Annotated in this window: 16 protein-coding genes; 4 read left to right on the top strand and 12 right to left on the bottom strand. The window is 32.3% G+C overall.

Going from position 1 to position 16,534, the window contains the following annotated elements; all coding sequences use genetic code 11:
* Positions 1-11 precede the first annotated feature (11 nt).
* The 3 genes from gatE to Q0C16_RS01020 all read right to left on the bottom strand — a co-directional run bounded on the left by gatE (position 12) and on the right by Q0C16_RS01020 (position 3,479).
* On the bottom strand, positions 12-1,943 hold the full coding sequence (gene gatE, locus Q0C16_RS01030; RefSeq protein ID WP_292319182.1) for a Glu-tRNA(Gln) amidotransferase subunit GatE: 1,932 nt from the start codon (positions 1,941-1,943) through the stop codon (positions 12-14).
* Positions 1,936-3,231: a Glu-tRNA(Gln) amidotransferase subunit GatD gene (gene gatD / locus Q0C16_RS01025; protein WP_367117870.1), complete on the bottom strand. Its 1,296-nt coding sequence runs from the start codon at positions 3,229-3,231 to the stop codon at positions 1,936-1,938. Before gatD ends, gatE begins: the two co-directional genes overlap by 8 nt.
* A gap of 95 nt (positions 3,232-3,326) precedes the next feature.
* Positions 3,327-3,479: a 30S ribosomal protein S30e gene (locus Q0C16_RS01020; protein WP_292319180.1), complete on the bottom strand. Its 153-nt coding sequence runs from the start codon at positions 3,477-3,479 to the stop codon at positions 3,327-3,329.
* 273 nt (positions 3,480-3,752) lie between these two features.
* Here Q0C16_RS01020 and Q0C16_RS01015 point away from each other — a divergent pair, with 273 nt between their 5' ends.
* From Q0C16_RS01015 to ilvA, 4 genes are all read left to right on the top strand, one after another.
* Positions 3,753-4,994, top strand: coding sequence for a C/D box methylation guide ribonucleoprotein complex aNOP56 subunit (locus Q0C16_RS01015; protein WP_292319179.1), 1,242 nt, complete (start codon positions 3,753-3,755; stop codon positions 4,992-4,994).
* A gap of 5 nt (positions 4,995-4,999) precedes the next feature.
* On the top strand, positions 5,000-5,692 hold the full coding sequence (locus tag Q0C16_RS01010; protein WP_292319178.1) for a fibrillarin-like rRNA/tRNA 2'-O-methyltransferase: 693 nt from the start codon (positions 5,000-5,002) through the stop codon (positions 5,690-5,692).
* An 8-nt stretch (positions 5,693-5,700) separates the two neighbouring features.
* On the top strand, positions 5,701-6,123 hold the full coding sequence (locus Q0C16_RS01005; protein ID WP_292319177.1) for a DUF61 family protein: 423 nt from the start codon (positions 5,701-5,703) through the stop codon (positions 6,121-6,123).
* Positions 6,124-6,246: 123 nt separating this feature from the next.
* Entirely contained in the window at positions 6,247-7,476 is a 1,230-nt protein-coding gene (gene ilvA, locus Q0C16_RS01000; protein ID WP_292319176.1) for a threonine ammonia-lyase, read from the top strand.
* Here the strand turns inward: ilvA and Q0C16_RS00995 are convergent.
* The 9 genes from Q0C16_RS00995 to Q0C16_RS00955 all read right to left on the bottom strand — a co-directional run.
* Complete coding sequence (locus tag Q0C16_RS00995) at positions 7,473-8,237, bottom strand: hypothetical protein (RefSeq protein WP_292319175.1); 765 nt, start codon at positions 8,235-8,237, stop codon at positions 7,473-7,475. The two genes, ilvA and Q0C16_RS00995, sit on opposite strands and share 4 nt — an antisense overlap.
* A 42-nt stretch (positions 8,238-8,279) precedes the next feature.
* Entirely contained in the window at positions 8,280-9,236 is a 957-nt protein-coding gene (locus tag Q0C16_RS00990) for a 2-oxoacid:ferredoxin oxidoreductase subunit beta (protein ID WP_292319174.1), read from the bottom strand.
* On the bottom strand, positions 9,226-11,148 hold the full coding sequence (locus tag Q0C16_RS00985; protein ID WP_292319173.1) for a 2-oxoacid:ferredoxin oxidoreductase subunit alpha: 1,923 nt from the start codon (positions 11,146-11,148) through the stop codon (positions 9,226-9,228). The genes Q0C16_RS00990 and Q0C16_RS00985 overlap by 11 nt, the downstream gene beginning before the upstream one ends.
* 111 nt (positions 11,149-11,259) lie before the next feature.
* Positions 11,260-12,165 (bottom strand): electron transfer flavoprotein subunit alpha/FixB family protein, encoded by a 906-nt coding sequence (locus Q0C16_RS00980; protein ID WP_292319172.1) that lies wholly within the window; start codon positions 12,163-12,165, stop codon positions 11,260-11,262.
* A gap of 10 nt (positions 12,166-12,175) precedes the next feature.
* Positions 12,176-12,976, bottom strand: a complete 801-nt coding sequence (locus Q0C16_RS00975; protein WP_292319171.1) for an electron transfer flavoprotein subunit beta/FixA family protein — start codon at positions 12,974-12,976, stop codon at positions 12,176-12,178.
* Positions 12,977-13,067: 91 nt separating this feature from the next.
* On the bottom strand, positions 13,068-13,373 hold the full coding sequence (locus tag Q0C16_RS00970; RefSeq protein WP_292319170.1) for a DUF424 family protein: 306 nt from the start codon (positions 13,371-13,373) through the stop codon (positions 13,068-13,070).
* Positions 13,374-13,383: 10 nt separating this feature from the next.
* Positions 13,384-14,316 (bottom strand): 2-oxoacid:ferredoxin oxidoreductase subunit beta, encoded by a 933-nt coding sequence (locus Q0C16_RS00965; protein ID WP_292319169.1) that lies wholly within the window; start codon positions 14,314-14,316, stop codon positions 13,384-13,386.
* Complete coding sequence (locus tag Q0C16_RS00960) at positions 14,306-16,243, bottom strand: 2-oxoacid:ferredoxin oxidoreductase subunit alpha (protein WP_292319168.1); 1,938 nt, start codon at positions 16,241-16,243, stop codon at positions 14,306-14,308. The genes Q0C16_RS00965 and Q0C16_RS00960 overlap by 11 nt, the downstream gene beginning before the upstream one ends.
* Before the next feature lie 176 nt (positions 16,244-16,419).
* On the bottom strand, positions 16,420-16,534 hold a 115-nt coding region (locus Q0C16_RS00955; protein WP_292319200.1), incomplete at its 5' end, for a hypothetical protein.

Below are 16,534 nucleotides of genomic sequence, written 5' to 3'. Positions count from 1 at the left end.
CCTTTTAATAATTATTTTTCTGAATTATTTAAAATATTATCTACTTTAGATTTTAAGAGTTCAGATACTGTTTTCCCATCAATTTTACCTCTTAATTTTTCCATAGCCCTTCCCATTAAAATACTCATAGATCTCTCACCTTTAGTTAATATCAAATCTTTGTTTGAATTTACAATCTCATCAATTATTTTCTTGGCCTCTTCAATACTAATTGTTTTTATTCCCATCTCATTTACAATCTCATCAATATTTTTATCTTGTTGCTTTGTTGCCCTCTCGATAATCTCTTCCACAGCCTCTTTGGCAATTTTTCCTTCAGCTAATAATTTTACGATGCTTTCTATTTTGCTTTCATCTAGCAAGTCGACATCAATACCTTTAGACCTAAGCCCTTTGAATATACTTACAAATAATGAAGCGATAAATGATGGTTGAACCCTGTTGCCGTATTTATTAATTAATTCTTCTATAAAACCTAAATTTATATCATTAATTACTTTTTCTGCAAGCTCTTGACTGAATTTATATTTCTCTATAAGCATTTTTAGCTTTTTCTCTACAGGTTCGGGTTTAAGTTTTTCAGCCTCCTTTATTATATCATAATTAATGTAAAGAGGTTTTATATCTGTTTCAGGATACATTCTCTCTTTTCCAGGTCTTGGTCTTAAATATTTCGTTGTACCATCTTCATTGGCTCCTCTTGTCTCTTCAGGAACTCCATCAAATGCTACTTTAATTCGATCTATTATTGTGTTAATTGCTTTTATGCATTTTGTTTCTTCATCTGCAATTATTATAAATGCATCAGATTCGCGATTGGCCTTTAATAAATCATACGCTTTTTCGACTTCTTGCTCAGTTATTCCATAGTTTGGTAACTCATCACTATGGAATAATCCTTCTATACCAGCGTAGAATCTTGCGTAATCTGCAAGCTCTGTTCCAAACCTTCTATTAGGCATGAGCTCAAATCCAATCAGACCTTTCATTTTTTCTAGCTTTATCCCTAAAACTTTTCCACCAGATTCTATTTTGTTCTTTATTATTTTACTTTTCGTGCTAATAAATATATTTGTTAAGTCTACAATATTTATATTATCAAAATTATTTTTAGTTAGTTCTCTTTTAGTTAGTTCATCTTTTAATTTTAAAAGATTTAGTTGCCTAAGAGCCTCATAGCTAATTATTTTTTCTATTAGATCTAATTTTTGTACGCCTTTTATTTCAGTTTTTGCACCTCCAATAATGCTTACATTTAAATCCTGCCTAATAGTTCCTAATCCTCTTTTTACTTTTCCTGTAAGTCTTAATAATCTGCCTATAGCTAAAGCTACTTCTCTTGCTTCTTGTGGATCATGAATATCTGGAGAAGTTGATATTTCTATTAGAGGTATACCTAATCTATCTAATCTATATGTTATTTCTTTTCCGCTTTCTTTTATTTTTCTTGCCGCATCTTCTTCTACAGCTATAGTTTCTATTCCATATTTTTTCCCTTTTACTCCTAAAAACCCGTTTAATGCAACTATTGCTGTTCTCTGAAATCCAGAGGTATTGCTGCCATCTATGACTATTTTTCTCATAGTATGGACTTCTCCAACCAAGTTGGAATTTAGTGCAAGCGCAATAGATGATGCAATTATTATTGCCTCTTTGTTAATTTCGTGAGGAGGTTCCTCATCGGATTCAACAAGACAATAATGATTTTGTGGAGCTTCGTATCTATATGCTCTATTTTTTCTCCACTCAAATAACGCAGCGATGTCAACTTCTCCAGTTTCACTTCTTGTTGGTCTCAATCTTCTTATAAATTCTTCTCCAGGCTCATCAGTAAGTTCTGTAGGACAATTACAGAATAATTTACTTTTAGTGTTTAATTGTTGGTGTATTTCTAAACCAACTTTTAATCCCAATTTATTATAATCAATATTTATTTCATCCATGATACCACCTTGGGTATAATTTTAGTTCATGCCTAGGGTTGATCTCTCCTGCTAAATTCGTTAGCATTAGTCTTCTCACTTCATCTTTATCTCTTGTTCTTGATAAAACCCAGGAAAGCTTTACATAAGCTGTTTCAGCTAACATATCTTCCCCAGGTATTACACCGGCTTGTAACATTTTTCTCCCTGTACTATAAACACTTAAGTTAACCCTACCAAATATCGTTTGACTTGTAATTACAACAGGGATGTCAGATTCATATGCTCTCTCTAAGGAATAAATTAATCTGTTGCTAATATGACCAAAGCCCGTACCTTCTATGACTATGCCATGATATTTATTGTCTATTAAAAAATCAATTACATCGCTATTCATACCAGGATAATATTTTAATAGAGCGACTTTTTCATCAAATCCAAATTCTGGATTATTAAAAGGGCTCTTTTCCTTATAGTTTTTATTTAGTATTTCTAGCTTGCCATCAAATGGATAAATTCGAGCTAATGGAATATCATTTATTGATTGAAACGCATCTCTTCTACTTGTGTGCATTTTTCTCACCTTTGTGGCTCTATGTGCTAAGGCATAGGAATCAGAGGTTTCTCCATGCATCACAACGCTGACCTCTCCAAAAGGTGCTTTAGATGCAACAATTGCAGAAGATATTATATTAAAAGAAGAATCGCTACTTGGTCTGTCACTGCTCCTTTGCGAACCTGTAAAAACTATAGGACCTTTAAGACCTTTATGAAATGTAAATGCAACAGCAGATGCAGTATATGCCATTGTATCTGTACCATGGGCTACTATTATTCCATCGTATTCGTCAAATTTTTTAAAAATGTTATATGTTATTGTTTCCCAGTATTTTGGATTCATATCTTCGCTAAATATTGATAAAATTTCCTCAGCATCAATGCTTGTGTAGTTTAAGACTTCAGGAACAGCAGCTATTAATTCATTAGGGTCTAGATATGGTTTCACTGCGCCGGTTTCATAATCAACCCTGCTTGCTATTGTTCCTCCTGTTCCTAATATAAGTACCCTTTTTCCTTCAGGTGGTACAATCTCATTTTCCATGAGCTTTACTGGCTCTCCTGGATGAGATGTTAAATGACCTCTTTCTAAAAGTTTTACTTCTGTATCCTCTTTTATTTTTACTCCGACGTTATATCCATTATCTAATTTTATAACTATTATATCCTCTTTAGAAAATTCGTTTTTAGGCATAAGAGTACCTTTGTAATGAGATTCATTATCATCTATAGATATAACATCTCCAGGAATAGCGTTGGCGGATTTTAGCTTATCAGCAACTACTCCATAATATCCATAATAAAACTCATTTTTTTTCAATTTAAGCACCAAAAATAAGATTTAATTTAGCTTCTTGCTTTTTCTGCTTTTTCTACTCTTTTAATGTATTCCTTTCTATTTTTAATTCTAGGAGACAAATTTTTCTTTCCTTTAGGTTCAATTTTTGGTGTTGCTTTTCTTACTTTACCTGCCTTTGTCATAGATCCATGTGTAGGCATTTTTTCACCCAGTTTATTGTTTATTGAAAAATTTAAAAGCTTTAGGTATATTATTTTATATAGAATTGAAAATGCTTTCTCGTTGATTATTATGTAATTTAAAAATTTCAATTAATTGCATAGTTAAGTATGCAAAAACGATGATAAAACCTTTCTCTTTATCAGAAAATCTGTTTTTAAAGTTTATTAAAAATTTCAATGTGGTTGTTAGTTATGAATTTATTAGGATGAATAAGTAATCAATAATAGTGAAGTAAGCAGGGGTATGAAAGGTTGAGAATTTATATCGTCGACACGATTAACGGTAGTTATGGATTAGACGATAAAGGAGACGTTGTTTTATATGAACTTATTCCAAAAAATTATGATGAAGCAATAGATGAAATTACTAAAATATATAAGAATGAAGTATCCCAAACTTTTTTAAAATTATTAGGCAAGTTGAAAGAAAAAAATCCTGATGAAGTAGTTGTTGAATCAGAGTCAGAAGCCAAAGTAATTAATCAAAATGGATTAAAAGCTATTTTAGATCCTGCAAATCCCATAAGTATTAACTTTAGGAAGGACTTAAGTAAAAAAGCTGTTAAATATGAATTTACAAAGGATGAAACTGAATTTTATGGATGGTATTTTAATATAATTTATGAATTTACAAGAAGAATGCTAAGAGGTGCTGCTCAAAAGCGTGATTTATTAGTAGCGCAAGCAATAAGAGCTATAGATGATTTAGATAAAAGCGTTAATCTTTATGCAACTAGACTTAGGGAATGGTACAGCGTACATTTTCCCGAGTTAAATGATTTAGTTGAAGACCATGAACTATATGCAATGCTAGTTTCAGAGTTAGGTTCTAGGAATAATTTTACCAAAGAAAAACTTGTTGAATTGGGAGTAAGTGAAAATAAAAGCAAAAAAATTGAAGAATCTGCAAAGAAAAGTATAGGTGCTGATGTCTCTGATAAAGACCTTGAGGCTATGTTAACTCTTGCAAAAATAACAAATCAAATGTATAATTTAAGAAAGGATTTAGATTTATATGCAACGAGCGTCATGAAAGAGGTTGCCCCAAATGTAACAGAGCTTGTTGGTCCATTATTAGGAGCCAGATTAATAAGTATAGCCGGAGGCTTAGAAAGACTAGCGACAATGCCGGCCAGTACCATACAAGTCTTGGGTGCAGAAAAAGCGTTATTCAGGGCATTAAAAACTGGAGGTAGACCACCTAAACATGGGATAATATTCCAGTATCCTGAAATTTATAAAAGTCCTAAATGGCAAAGGGGTAAAATTGCAAGGGCTTTAGCAGCAAAAATAGCTATAGCAGCTAAGGTAGATGCATTTAGTGGAAGATTTATAGGAGATAAACTTAAAGAAGAACTTGAAAAAAGAATAGAAGAAATTAAGAAAATATATGCATCTCCTCCAAAAAAGAAAGAAACGCCTAAACAATCATTCCAAAAATCGTCTAATAAAGGTAGGAAATCTAAATTCAAGCATGGAAGAAATTGGAGGTGATATAAATGGAAATTAAAGAACATGAAAATTGGAAAAACGTATATATAGTGGAGCAGGAAGATGGAACATATAAGCTAGCAACAAAAAATTTAGTAAAAGGACAAAGAGTTTATGGAGAAAAACTCTATCAATATAATGGAGTAGAATATAGAGAATGGAATGCTTATAGGAGCAAATTAGCGGCTGCCCTTCTAAAAGGATTAGAAGAATTACCTGTTAAAGAAAAAGATAAGATTTTGTATTTGGGAATAGCAAGCGGCACAACAGCAAGTCACATGAGCGATATAATTGGTAATGAAGGAGTAATCTTTGGCATAGAATTTTCACCAAGAGTTATTAGAGATTTGCTTTTAATAGTTAACGATAGAAGAAATATTTTCCCTATACTTGCTGATGCAAGATTCCCTGAAAATTATCGCCATATGATAGAAACAGTAAATGGTCTATATGCTGATGTTGCGCAGCCAGAGCAAGCTCAAATAGTCGTAAGAAATGCAAAATTTTTCTTAAATGAAGGAGGATATTTGCTATTAGCAGTAAAATCGAGAAGCATTGATGTAACTAAAGAACCTACAGAAATATATAAAATGGAAACTCAAGAGTTGGAAAAAGGTGGGTTTGAAATAAAAGATATAATTCATCTAGATCCATTTGATAAAGATCATGCTATGATATATGGTATTTATCATAGGGTGTAATTCTAGCTTTGGAGCACGATGATAAATCTATTAAGACTATTCAAAAAAAGATCTTAGAAAATATAAGTGAGTCTCAAAAATTATGGCCGAAAGAGCAAATAAACTTAAATGAGGTATTTAATGGAAAAACTAATATTTTATTAGCAAGTAATGAGCTCCACGAATTTGATAACGAGGAGATAAAAGAAGTCCTTCAAATAGTACCACAATATTTTTGGAAGTTTATTAAACTTCCATTACTTTTTAGATATAATAAAGATTCTGAAGGAAGGTCTTGGTATAATGTTCTAGGAGACTTGTGGCAAAGAAGGTTTGTTGAAATTTTACTAACGGGCCAATATAGCTTAGATGGTATTGAAGAATTAGATGTTGAAATGTTTTTAAAAATTTTAAAAAAATATAAGAGTCTAATTTTTGTATCTGTTGCTTAAAAAAGTATTACTATTTTTATTAATGAAAAAATATAATAAATGATAAAATAAACTATAATACCACTTTTTATTTTATGATAACGTTAAATATTTAAAAATTGAATATAATACTAGGTGAAATTTATGGACGTTTCAGAGCAAGTATATCAGGATTCAATAAAAGCATTAGATATATTAAAGGATGTAATTCATATAACACCTTTAGATTATAGTAGAACATTTTCAGAATTATCGAAAGGCAAGATATTTTTAAAATTAGAAAATTTGCAAAAAACAGGATCATTTAAGATTAGGGGTGCGTACTATAAGATATGGTCATTAGGAGATGAAAAGTTTAAAGGAGTTATTGCAGCAAGTGCTGGAAACCATGCTCAAGGCGTTGCTCTAGCCGCAACGCTACAAAAAACAAAATCAATCATTGTGATGCCTGAAACTGCACCTATAGCAAAAATAAATGCAACAAAAGGATATGGAGCTGAAGTTATTTTATATGGAAAGAATTTTGATGACGCTATGTCTAAGGCGGTTGAATTAAGCAAAGAAAAAGGATATAATTTAATTCACGCATATGATGATCTTAAAATTATATCGGGCCAAGGTACAATATCTCATGAAATACTACAGCAGATGCCGGTAAAACCAGATATAGTTGTTATACCAATAGGTGGAGGTGGATTAATTTCTGGAAACGCCATTGTATTAAAGAAAAGACTTGGAAATAAAGTAAAGGTTATAGGTGTTGAACCAAGTTATGTTGCTAAATATTCTAGAGGCTTAAAGGAAGGAAAGCCAATCAATATAAAAGAAGCTCCACCAGGATTAATGGATGGGCTTATAGTTAAAGGCTCTGGAAACTATACCTTTGAATTTATAAAAGAATATGTTGATGACATAGTTAAAGTTAATGATTCTGAGGTTGCAAGATCTATGTTTTTGCTATTAGAGAGAGCTAAAACTTTAGCTGAAGGTGCAGGGGCTGCATCTCTTGCTGCTGTGTTAGAAAATAAAATAGATGTTGAAAATAAAAATGTTGTAGTTCTAATAAGTGGTGGAAACGTCGATATAACAAGGATATCTAATATTTTGAACTATGAATTAGCTAAAAGTGGTAGAATAATAAAACTAACCGGTATAATACCTGATTTACCAGGTTGGCTAGATAAGGTATTAGAAAAATTAGCTGCTGCTAAATTGAATGTTATAGATATTAGGCATGACAGGATCACTCCTTTGATTGACCCTGGAACTGCACTAATTGAAGTATTAGTAGAGACTCCAGAACCAAGTGTTATAGATGAAGTTATTGGTGATCTTAATTCTATAGGTCTTAAATTTTCAAAGGCTTTACCTTAAAAATCTTTTTTAGATTTTTCTAGAATTTCCCAATATAATTTATCATTATATATATTTTCTTGTTCTTCTTTTATTTTTTCTAGTAATCCTTTACCTCTTTTTTGGACAAACGCAGATACTTCTTTTACATCGATATCATCAAATATTAGTGGTTTCTTTGGTAATCCTATTCTTCCTATACTTCCTTTTGATAATAACCATAGACCAACTATTGTTGGATCGGAATATTTTACTATATCATTTGAATCTATGTTCCCCGATTTGGACCAATAAAGCTCTCTTACAAAACTTACTGAAAGAGCTCTTCTAATTTTGTCTCTATATTCTTGGAACAATTTATCTTTATTTTCTATTAATTCGTTTTTTAAATCACTTATATTAACATCAGAGTAACCATATCTTATCGATGCTTTTATAAAAGAATCGCTTATTAGTAACGATAAGTCTTTATGTAAAATAGCTATAGATGAAGCATATGAGCTATGCAATATGCTCATCATAAAGGATTCTACTGGATTTTCTATGGTGATATCTTTATTTTCTATTATATTAATTACTTCATCATCAGATATAGGGTCTGTCCCTACAGGTTCATTATCTTTTACTAACCACGGTACACTCCAAACAAATCTATTTTCTAATGGTTTTAATAAATTATAGATTTCAACTTTATCTAAGTATCCTTTATTATATAAATTTACTATAAGTTCATGGCTTGTCGCGCAAGTTGGATGAAAATAAATTTTTATCATGCCATTCATTTTAATTGCACCAAAATAAAATAATATGGAAAAAATAAAAGTTTATCTTTTATTTTTAACTTTAACTATATAATTGCTAAATGCTATTCTAAAATCTTCAATTCCAATTATTGGAGATCCATCTTCTTTTGCAATATTTTGTTTTGATGGAGAGATCTCAGAGTATAGAGGGTTCAATTTGGAGAGCCTATCTTCAAATGTTTCAACAAAAGGATTGACATAGAAAATTCCAACAGGAATTTTTTCTCCCCATTCTTGAGATTTTATGTAAGCTTTAGATAGCTTTTCTTCGATTTCCTCTTTTGTTCCCTTTTTAACAAATGGATCCCATGTTTTATCTGAGTTTAGTTTGTAGAGCTTGTCTTTATAAACGTCTGGTGTATATAAATCATTATATGTTGGGCATGGTTGTAATATATCTAATAAAGCAGCTCCTCTATGCTTAATTGCAGCCTTCATAAGTTCTTTTAGATCATCAATCCAAAGTGCATAGCCTCTTGCGACGAAAGTAAATCCACTTGCAAGCGCTATTGAGATTGGGTTTACCCAGTCTTGCATGTTTGGAACCGGCATAGCCTTTACTTTTTCACCTTTCTTTAATGTTGGTGAAGCCTGACCCTTTGTTAATCCGTATACTTGATTATCATGTAAAAATACCTTTATGTTTAAGTTTCTTCTACCAAAAGCAACAAAATGTCCAGCTCCTATTCCTAATAAATCACCATCTCCAGCATTTACTATAACTGTTAAATCAGGGTTTGCGATCTTAATTCCTTCAGCAAATGGTATCCCCCTTCCATGTAATCCGTGAACTCCATTAGCATATAAGAAATGAGATGTTTTTCCGCTGCAGCCTATTCCGCTTACGTCAACTATCTTTTCTGGCGGTAAATCCAATTCAGCTAATGCTTTTTGCATTGCTAATAATATACCAAAGTTACCACATGCAGGGCACCAATCTACCCAAACATCAGTCTTGTATTTTGCTTCACTCGCCATATGTTAACACCTCCCTATCAGATTTATTATTTAAAATATTCTTCACTGCGTTTACTAATTCCATTCTATAAATTGGACGTCCCGTATATTTCAAAATAAATTTATTGATTATATATCCTGTATTTGTTGTTATAGTTTGTGCAGCTTGTCCCATTATATTATGTTCTACGTCGATTACTCTGTTATTATCGAACTTATCTAATATTCCTTTGACGTATTTTGATGGGAATGGTATAAACATTTTCAGGTGAAGATATGCTCCATTTAAACCCTGGGCTTTTAATTCTTCTATTGCATCTAATGCTACACCTTTAACAAATCCCCAGCCTATCAATAAGAAGTCAGCATTTTCATCACCATAGTAAATGGCTCTCTTCTCAATTGGAATCTCCTTATCGGCTATTTCTAGTTTTTTCATTCTTTTTTCATACATTGCTCTTCTGTTATTTGGATCTTCACTTATATGCCCATATTCGTTATGTTCATCTCCGGTATGCCACATTACAACTCCGCTACCAAGTGCTGGTCTCTCATTTATTGGTGAGGATAAATCGTATCTTTTATAGGCTCCTTTAACTTTGGGATTAAATGTAAGCATCCCTCTATCAATCTTTATCTGGTTAAAATCAGGTAATGGAGTAGTCGATATGACGTTTGCTAAGAATTTATCTAAAAGATGGATTACTGGTAATTGATATCTTTCTGCAAAGTTAAAAGCATCTATAGAATCATAAAAAGCTTCCATATTATCTCCGCTTGCTATAACTATCCTAGGAAATTCTCCGTGGCTTGAATAGAGGGAAAACAGGAGATCACTTTGGCTTCCTCTAGTTGGGAGACCTGTGCTGGGTCCTCCTCTTTGATAATACGTTATAACTAATGGAACTTCATTATGTCCAGCCCAACCCAATCCTTCTACCATTAAACTATAACCTGGACCGCTTGTTGCTGTTGCGCTTCTAGCCCCAGTTAAAGCTGAACCTATAGCAGAAGTAATAGCCGCTATCTCATCCTCAGTCTGAAATACTGCGATTGATGATATTGGTTTCCCATTAACACTTATCGCTTGATGTGCTTCTAAAAACACGGATTCATCAGCTGCTGGAGTTATTGGATAATAAGATTGATACCTAACTCCTCCTACAATTTTTCCCATTCCAACTATGTCATTACCACTTGATACTATAAATTCGTCCATATTTATTGAGGAATGATCTAATTTTAGTTGGCTACCGAATTGCTTTTGTATTGTTTCTTTTACAAAATCTGCTATATATTTATTTGCATCTATAATTTTCTGCTTTCCTTTAAATCTTTGCTCAATGCCTGTTGCTATGGATTGAGAATCAATATCAGTCAAACCTGCTACAGCGCCAATTAATATGCTGCTTTTATATTTTTGTGCCTCAACAGAATTAATTGAGAATTTGTCTCTTAATGTATTTAAGATACCTCTGTAATCTAATTTTATTGGAGTTATTTTTGTATTTTTCTCTACATAATTCACAAGGCTTTTTATATCTTGGTTTATGTTATTTTTGTTAAGGAACTCCATTATTCTTTCATAAACTTCTTTTTCCATGCTAATTACTTGTTGAATTTTTGTGTTCTCTGTTCCTGAATCATATATAATAAAACCATCTTTGCTTAGGTCATTAAAATGGGTAAATACAGTTTCAGCATCCATTGCTCCTACTATATCTACCGGATAAGTTAAACTTCTGGGAATTCTTATAGATGATACTGTTGCATGTATGTAGCTATGCCTACCCATTATGTTTGAATAATATTCTCTATCAGATATAACACCATATCCTTCTGAAGTAAATGCACTGGTTAAAACACTCGAGCTTGTCTCAAGTCCGGCTCCTTGGGGGCCTCCGAGTATAAAATATATTTCTTTTCTGAGCATTGTTATCGCCTTTTCTAAATGAAAATTAATTTCAGGTATTCTTAAATTTGAATATGTATTTTTAATAATTAAATAAAAAGATATTAAAAATATTTTAATTATTAAAAAACACTAATGTCTTTCTTTTAATTTCTTAATTAATATGGGTATAAATTGATAAAGGTCTGCAACAATTCCATAATCTGCATTCTTAAATATTGGTGCAGTTTTATCATTATTAATGGCAATAACTGTTTTTGCATCAGTAATTCCAGCTAGGTGCTGAGGTGCCCCACTTATCCCAAACATTAGATATACTTTTGGAGCAACCTTCTTTCCGCTCAAACCGACCCAATGATCTTCAGTTAACCATTTTAGGTCTGCTGCTATGGGTCTAGAGCACCCAATTTGAGCTCCAACAAGATCAGCTAATTCAAATGCAAGCTTAAGATCCTCTTTGTTTTTGAATCCTCTACCAACGCTCACAATAAACTCTGCTGTTTCTAAATTAACTCCTCCTTTAACTTTCTCTTTTCTTTCTTTAATTGCAATTTGTGATTTCTTTTCTATACTTAATTCTTCTATGCTTCCATTTACATTTCCTTCTGATTTTTGCGTTCTTCTAGGTAAAGCTAGAAGGAGAACTGGCATTTGTGCTTCTTCGCTCTCAACTGCTCTACCGCTTAGGAAACTTCTCTTATATGTAACTTTTGAACCTGACACATTAAAATCAAATATGTCGGTGGCGAATGGTAGGTCATAGATTCCTGCAAGCCTTGAAAAAGCATCTTTAAGATTTTTGCTCGACATTCCTATTATTAACTTTGGGTTAAACTTATCGTATAGATTCTTAAGGGCGGTAAAAATGCTTTCAGGATCGTCTTCTTTTATTTTATAAACTTTATTAAAATATTTTGTAAGCCTTTCTGCCTCATTGGTTCCATAAGTTAAGGCAACCGGTTCTCCTACTTTTTTAGCTAAAGTTAATAGTTCAGATCCGTCAGATTCCTTTTGTACCACAACAATTACTTCTACCATAATCATCACCTTAATGTTTCAACACACCCTCTTGTTCTAATATTTCTATCAATTTATCGGCAACCTCCTCTAAGGATTTTCCTTCTATCATAGTTTGTTTTCTTTTAACAGCTAACACTTTTGCTTCTACTAATTTTTTCTTTTGAGTTGATACACCAGTTAGATCAGAAAGTTTCACTATTTGCTGTGGTTTCTTGGATGCCATTCTAATTTGTATTAATGTTGGAGGTTTGGGTGAGTTTATTTCTCTTGTAACACTTATTACTGCTGGCAATGATGTTTCGACAACTTCTACATAATCTTCTAAATCTCTTTCAATTACAACTTTATTTCCGTTGATATCTATCTTCCTAGCAAAGCTGATATATGGCAAGTTTAGCTTTGCTGCAACTCTTCCTGCAACTTGGCCTGAGAAACCATCAATTGTTGCTTCTCCTGCTAATATTAAATCGGGTTTTATATTGAATTTATTTAAAATAGAGACAATGGCTGATGCCGTAGTGACTTGATCTCCAGGCGTTATTGAATCATCTTCTAATAATATCGCTTCATCAACCCCCTTAGCTAAGCCTTCCTGTATTGCCATTTTTATATCTTTGTCTCTTTTGCTTATTGGGCCCCAAGTTGATATCGTAATAGAGTATATTTTACCTTTTAGTGTCTCTTTGAGCCTGTTTGCTTCTTCAATTGCGTTTCTATCTATATCTGAAAGTTTTAGTGGTATGTTATCAAAATCTACTCCACCGTCAGGTAAAGATCTTATCATCTCAGGGTTTAACGCTGGTTTTATTAGCACAACTATATCTCCCATTGTACTCACCATTGTTTAGTTATACAGAAGAGAAATAAAAACCAAAACATATAAAAGCTATATTATATAAACAAAATGAAAAATTAATAAGTCAATATGAAAACTTAAATACCTGTACATGTTTCACTCCATTTATTTCTAAAACGGAATCAGGATTAACGAGACCTTCTTTTATTGCTTTGTTTACTATATTGCTTCCTGTTAATATAAGTATATCAGCGGATTTCAAATAAATTAAAGCCTCTTCCTCGTTAATTAATTTATTACCATAAAAATTTGGAGATACATCAATTATGATATCTTTATCTTCAAATTTTTTGCCCATTATTTCTTTATCTGCTATTGAAATCATTATTTCTCCTGTATCTAAATTAATTATGTTAATGAAATAGCTCATCGTATTCACGTTATGTTTGTACTATTCTGTCTTTAAATTCTGTAAATGGATGAACTATTGGTTTTGATTTGATATCAATAGGTCTTTTAGCCGGTGGATATTGCAAATATCCTGGCAATATTTTTTCTATTCTAGTTTCAAGGGGTTCGATTGATATGTTCCTATAAAATATGCCCAGTGGTATCTTTTCTCCCCATTCAGTCATCTTATCTAATATTTTAGGTGCTTTCATATCAAAGTCTTCTTGTGAAGAAATATTTGGATCCCATGAAGGGTCTGCAGAAGTTAAATAATATATTCTCTTTTCATACCATTCTTTTGACATTATATCATTGTATGTTGGACATGGTTGCAATATGTCTATTAAAGCTGTTCCCTTATGATTTATTGCTAATTTTATTAGATCTTTTAATTGATCAACATGATAGGCATATGCTCTTGCAATAAAAGTATATCCGCTTGCAAAGGCTAATAGAAGCGGATTAATTTGTGATTGTATATTTGGTGCATCTAATGCCTTAGTTTTTAACCATAAAGGAAGAGTGGGTGCTGCTTGACCTTTTGTTAATCCATAGACAGCATTATCGTGCAATAATATTGCAATCTGCATATTCCTTCTTCCCAATGCAACGAAGTGCCCAGCTCCAATACCTAACAAATCACCATCTCCGCTTGCAACAATTACTGTTTGCTCTGGATTAGCTAATTTTATGCCCTCTGCAACAGGTATCGGTCTTCCGTGCAAAGTATGTATATTCGATGTTTTTACATAGTAAGGAATTCTACTAGAGCAACCTATTCCAGAAACTATAGATGTTTTTTCTGGCGGTAAGTCCAATTCAGCTAATGCTTTTTGCATCGCTAATAATATACCAAAGTTACCACATGCAGGGCACCATTGTACCCAAGAATTCGTTTTATAATCAGACCAATTACGCGCCATCTCTTATCACCACCAAATCTTGGTTATTTTGAATTACCATTTTCAATGCATTATAGGCCTCATGTTCCATAATGGTTCTACCAGTTAATTTAATTATTTTCTTCTTTATATCGTATCCTGTGTTCATTTTAACTAGCATAGCGAGCTGTGAAAGAGCGTTAGCTTCTACATCAACTACAAGTTCTGATGAATTTAAAATATTTGTAACATATTCTGATGGGAATGGAGACATCATTCTTATATGTAGGAATCTAGTTTTTATACCATCTTTCCTGAGAAGGTCCATGGCATCTAATATTGGTCCTTTCGCTGATCCCCATGAAACTATTGTTATCTTTGCATCTTGATCTCCATATAATGATACCTTTTCGCTTAAAGGTATTTCTTTTCCAGCATTTTCTATCTTTTTAGCAATTTTTAATAACATTTTTTCTCTAGTAATAGGATCTTCCGTAACCATACCATATTCGTTGTGAGTTAGACTGCTTACCCACATAAGTCTTTTTCCTAAAGGCGACCTAGGACTTATATAATCATCTGTTAGCTCATATCTTTTGTAGTCTTCATTCTTTGTTTCGGTAATATATTTTCCTCTATCAATCGGGACTAGTTGAGGATCTACATCTTCTCTATCGAAACTCATCATGCTGGAAGCAATATATTTATCAACTAAATGAATAACTGGCGTTTGGTATTTTTCAGCCCAATTTAATGACTTCATAGCATCATAATATGCTTCTATATGATCTCCACTTGCTATAACAATTTTTGGCGTATCACCGTGACCTGCAAATACTGAATGAAGTAAATCCTGTTGTCCTTGTCTCGTTGCTTCTCCTGTACTTGGTCCTGCTCTCATCCACACTGTTATCACTACGGGTACTTCAGCCATAACAGAAAAACTGATTGCTTCATTCATTAATGATAATCCTGGACCACTTGTTGTTGTTGCTGTTCTTGCTCCTGCTAAAGCCCCTCCAATAGCCATATTTAGTGCTCCAAGTTCATCTTCGGCTTGAAATACTAATACTCCTAGCTTTTCAACTCCTAATTCTTTTGAAGCCCATTCATCTAGCTTAAAGTATCTATGTTCTCCTAGATAGAAAGCTTCATCTTGAGAAGGAGTAATTGGATAATAGGTTTCTAAAGTTAGCCCTCCTGCAAGTTTTCCCATAGCCACTATATCATTACCTGTTGCAACCATTCTACTCTTATTTTTATTGGGTCCGTCTTCTATAGGGTTACCAATACCGAAGTTTTCCTTTACATAATCATATGCTACTTTTGCTGCCATTACATTAGAATCTATTACAGATTTTTTACCATAAAAATAATAGTTAATAGATTTCTCTATTGTTTCTACATCAATTCCTAATAACGCCGCTGAAGCTGTTATGCTCATTGTATTAACGGTTTTAGCTACTGAAACGACATTTGTTTTTAATTTTTCAGCTGTCGTTTTTAAGAGATTTTTAAGAGGTAATCCTACTGTTTTTATTCCATTGTTAGAAAGATATTTTATCACTTCCGAGGCTATAGGTTCAACTCCTAATTTTTTAAGCTCATCCCCTACCCTTTCTTTAACCTCAGGCTCCATAGGGGATATTCTTTCCATAGGCGTATTTAGTATATCAATATCATAAACTACAAAACTTTTAGGCGAAACTTCATTATAATGTGTAAATATAGTTTCTGCGTCTAAAGCAATTAAGCCATCTACAGGTAACTTTACGCTTCTTGGCCTATTTTTTTTAAATCTAACATTATAATAACTATGAGCACCCATTATATTACTATGATATTCTCTAATACCAAAAACATCATAGCCTTTAATCATAAAAGTTCTTACCAACATTTGGCCAGAGGACTCTATTCCACCTCCTTGAGGTCCTCCTATCATTACTGAAATATCGACTTCGTCGCTCAATTTATAGCACCTTGTATAGTATAATAAAAAGACTTTTTATATATAATCATATTATTTTATAATAACATTCCAAAAGGGTATATGTTTATTTTGGAACTAAAGTAGATAATATAAATATAAAATGTTTTAATATTAATCAAATATTGATTTGGTTGAAAATTTATAAATTTTGTTAATTAATATTTCCTTTCTACAGGTTTCCACGTATTAATTGTTACATGCCAATACATGAATCTAAGATCATCAGTTCCATTTCTTATTACTATGGTATGCTTTAACCAATTTTCATCG

The organism is Caldisphaera sp. (genome assembly GCF_023256325.1).
Lineage (GTDB): Archaea > Thermoproteota > Thermoprotei_A > Sulfolobales > Acidilobaceae > Caldisphaera.
The sequence above is the reverse complement of the archived record's forward strand: the minus strand, read 5'-3'. Positions and strand labels throughout refer to the sequence as shown.

Coding starts and splice junctions, on each gene's coding strand:
- gatE (WP_292319182.1), bottom strand. CDS start 1,943: ATGGATGAAATAAATATTGATTATAATAAATTGGGATTAAAAGTTGGT.
- Q0C16_RS01020 (WP_292319180.1), bottom strand. CDS start 3,479: ATGCCTACACATGGATCTATGACAAAGGCAGGTAAAGTAAGAAAAGCA.
- Q0C16_RS01010 (WP_292319178.1), top strand. CDS start 5,000: ATGGAAATTAAAGAACATGAAAATTGGAAAAACGTATATATAGTGGAG.
- ilvA (WP_292319176.1), top strand. CDS start 6,247: ATGGACGTTTCAGAGCAAGTATATCAGGATTCAATAAAAGCATTAGAT.
- Q0C16_RS00995 (WP_292319175.1), bottom strand. CDS start 8,237: ATGAATGGCATGATAAAAATTTATTTTCATCCAACTTGCGCGACAAGC.
- Q0C16_RS00990 (WP_292319174.1), bottom strand. CDS start 9,236: ATGGCGAGTGAAGCAAAATACAAGACTGATGTTTGGGTAGATTGGTGC.
- Q0C16_RS00985 (WP_292319173.1), bottom strand. CDS start 11,148: ATGCTCAGAAAAGAAATATATTTTATACTCGGAGGCCCCCAAGGAGCC.
- Q0C16_RS00980 (WP_292319172.1), bottom strand. CDS start 12,165: ATGGTAGAAGTAATTGTTGTGGTACAAAAGGAATCTGACGGATCTGAA.
- Q0C16_RS00975 (WP_292319171.1), bottom strand. CDS start 12,976: ATGGGAGATATAGTTGTGCTAATAAAACCAGCGTTAAACCCTGAGATG.
- Q0C16_RS00970 (WP_292319170.1), bottom strand. CDS start 13,373: ATGAGCTATTTCATTAACATAATTAATTTAGATACAGGAGAAATAATG.
- Q0C16_RS00965 (WP_292319169.1), bottom strand. CDS start 14,316: ATGGCGCGTAATTGGTCTGATTATAAAACGAATTCTTGGGTACAATGG.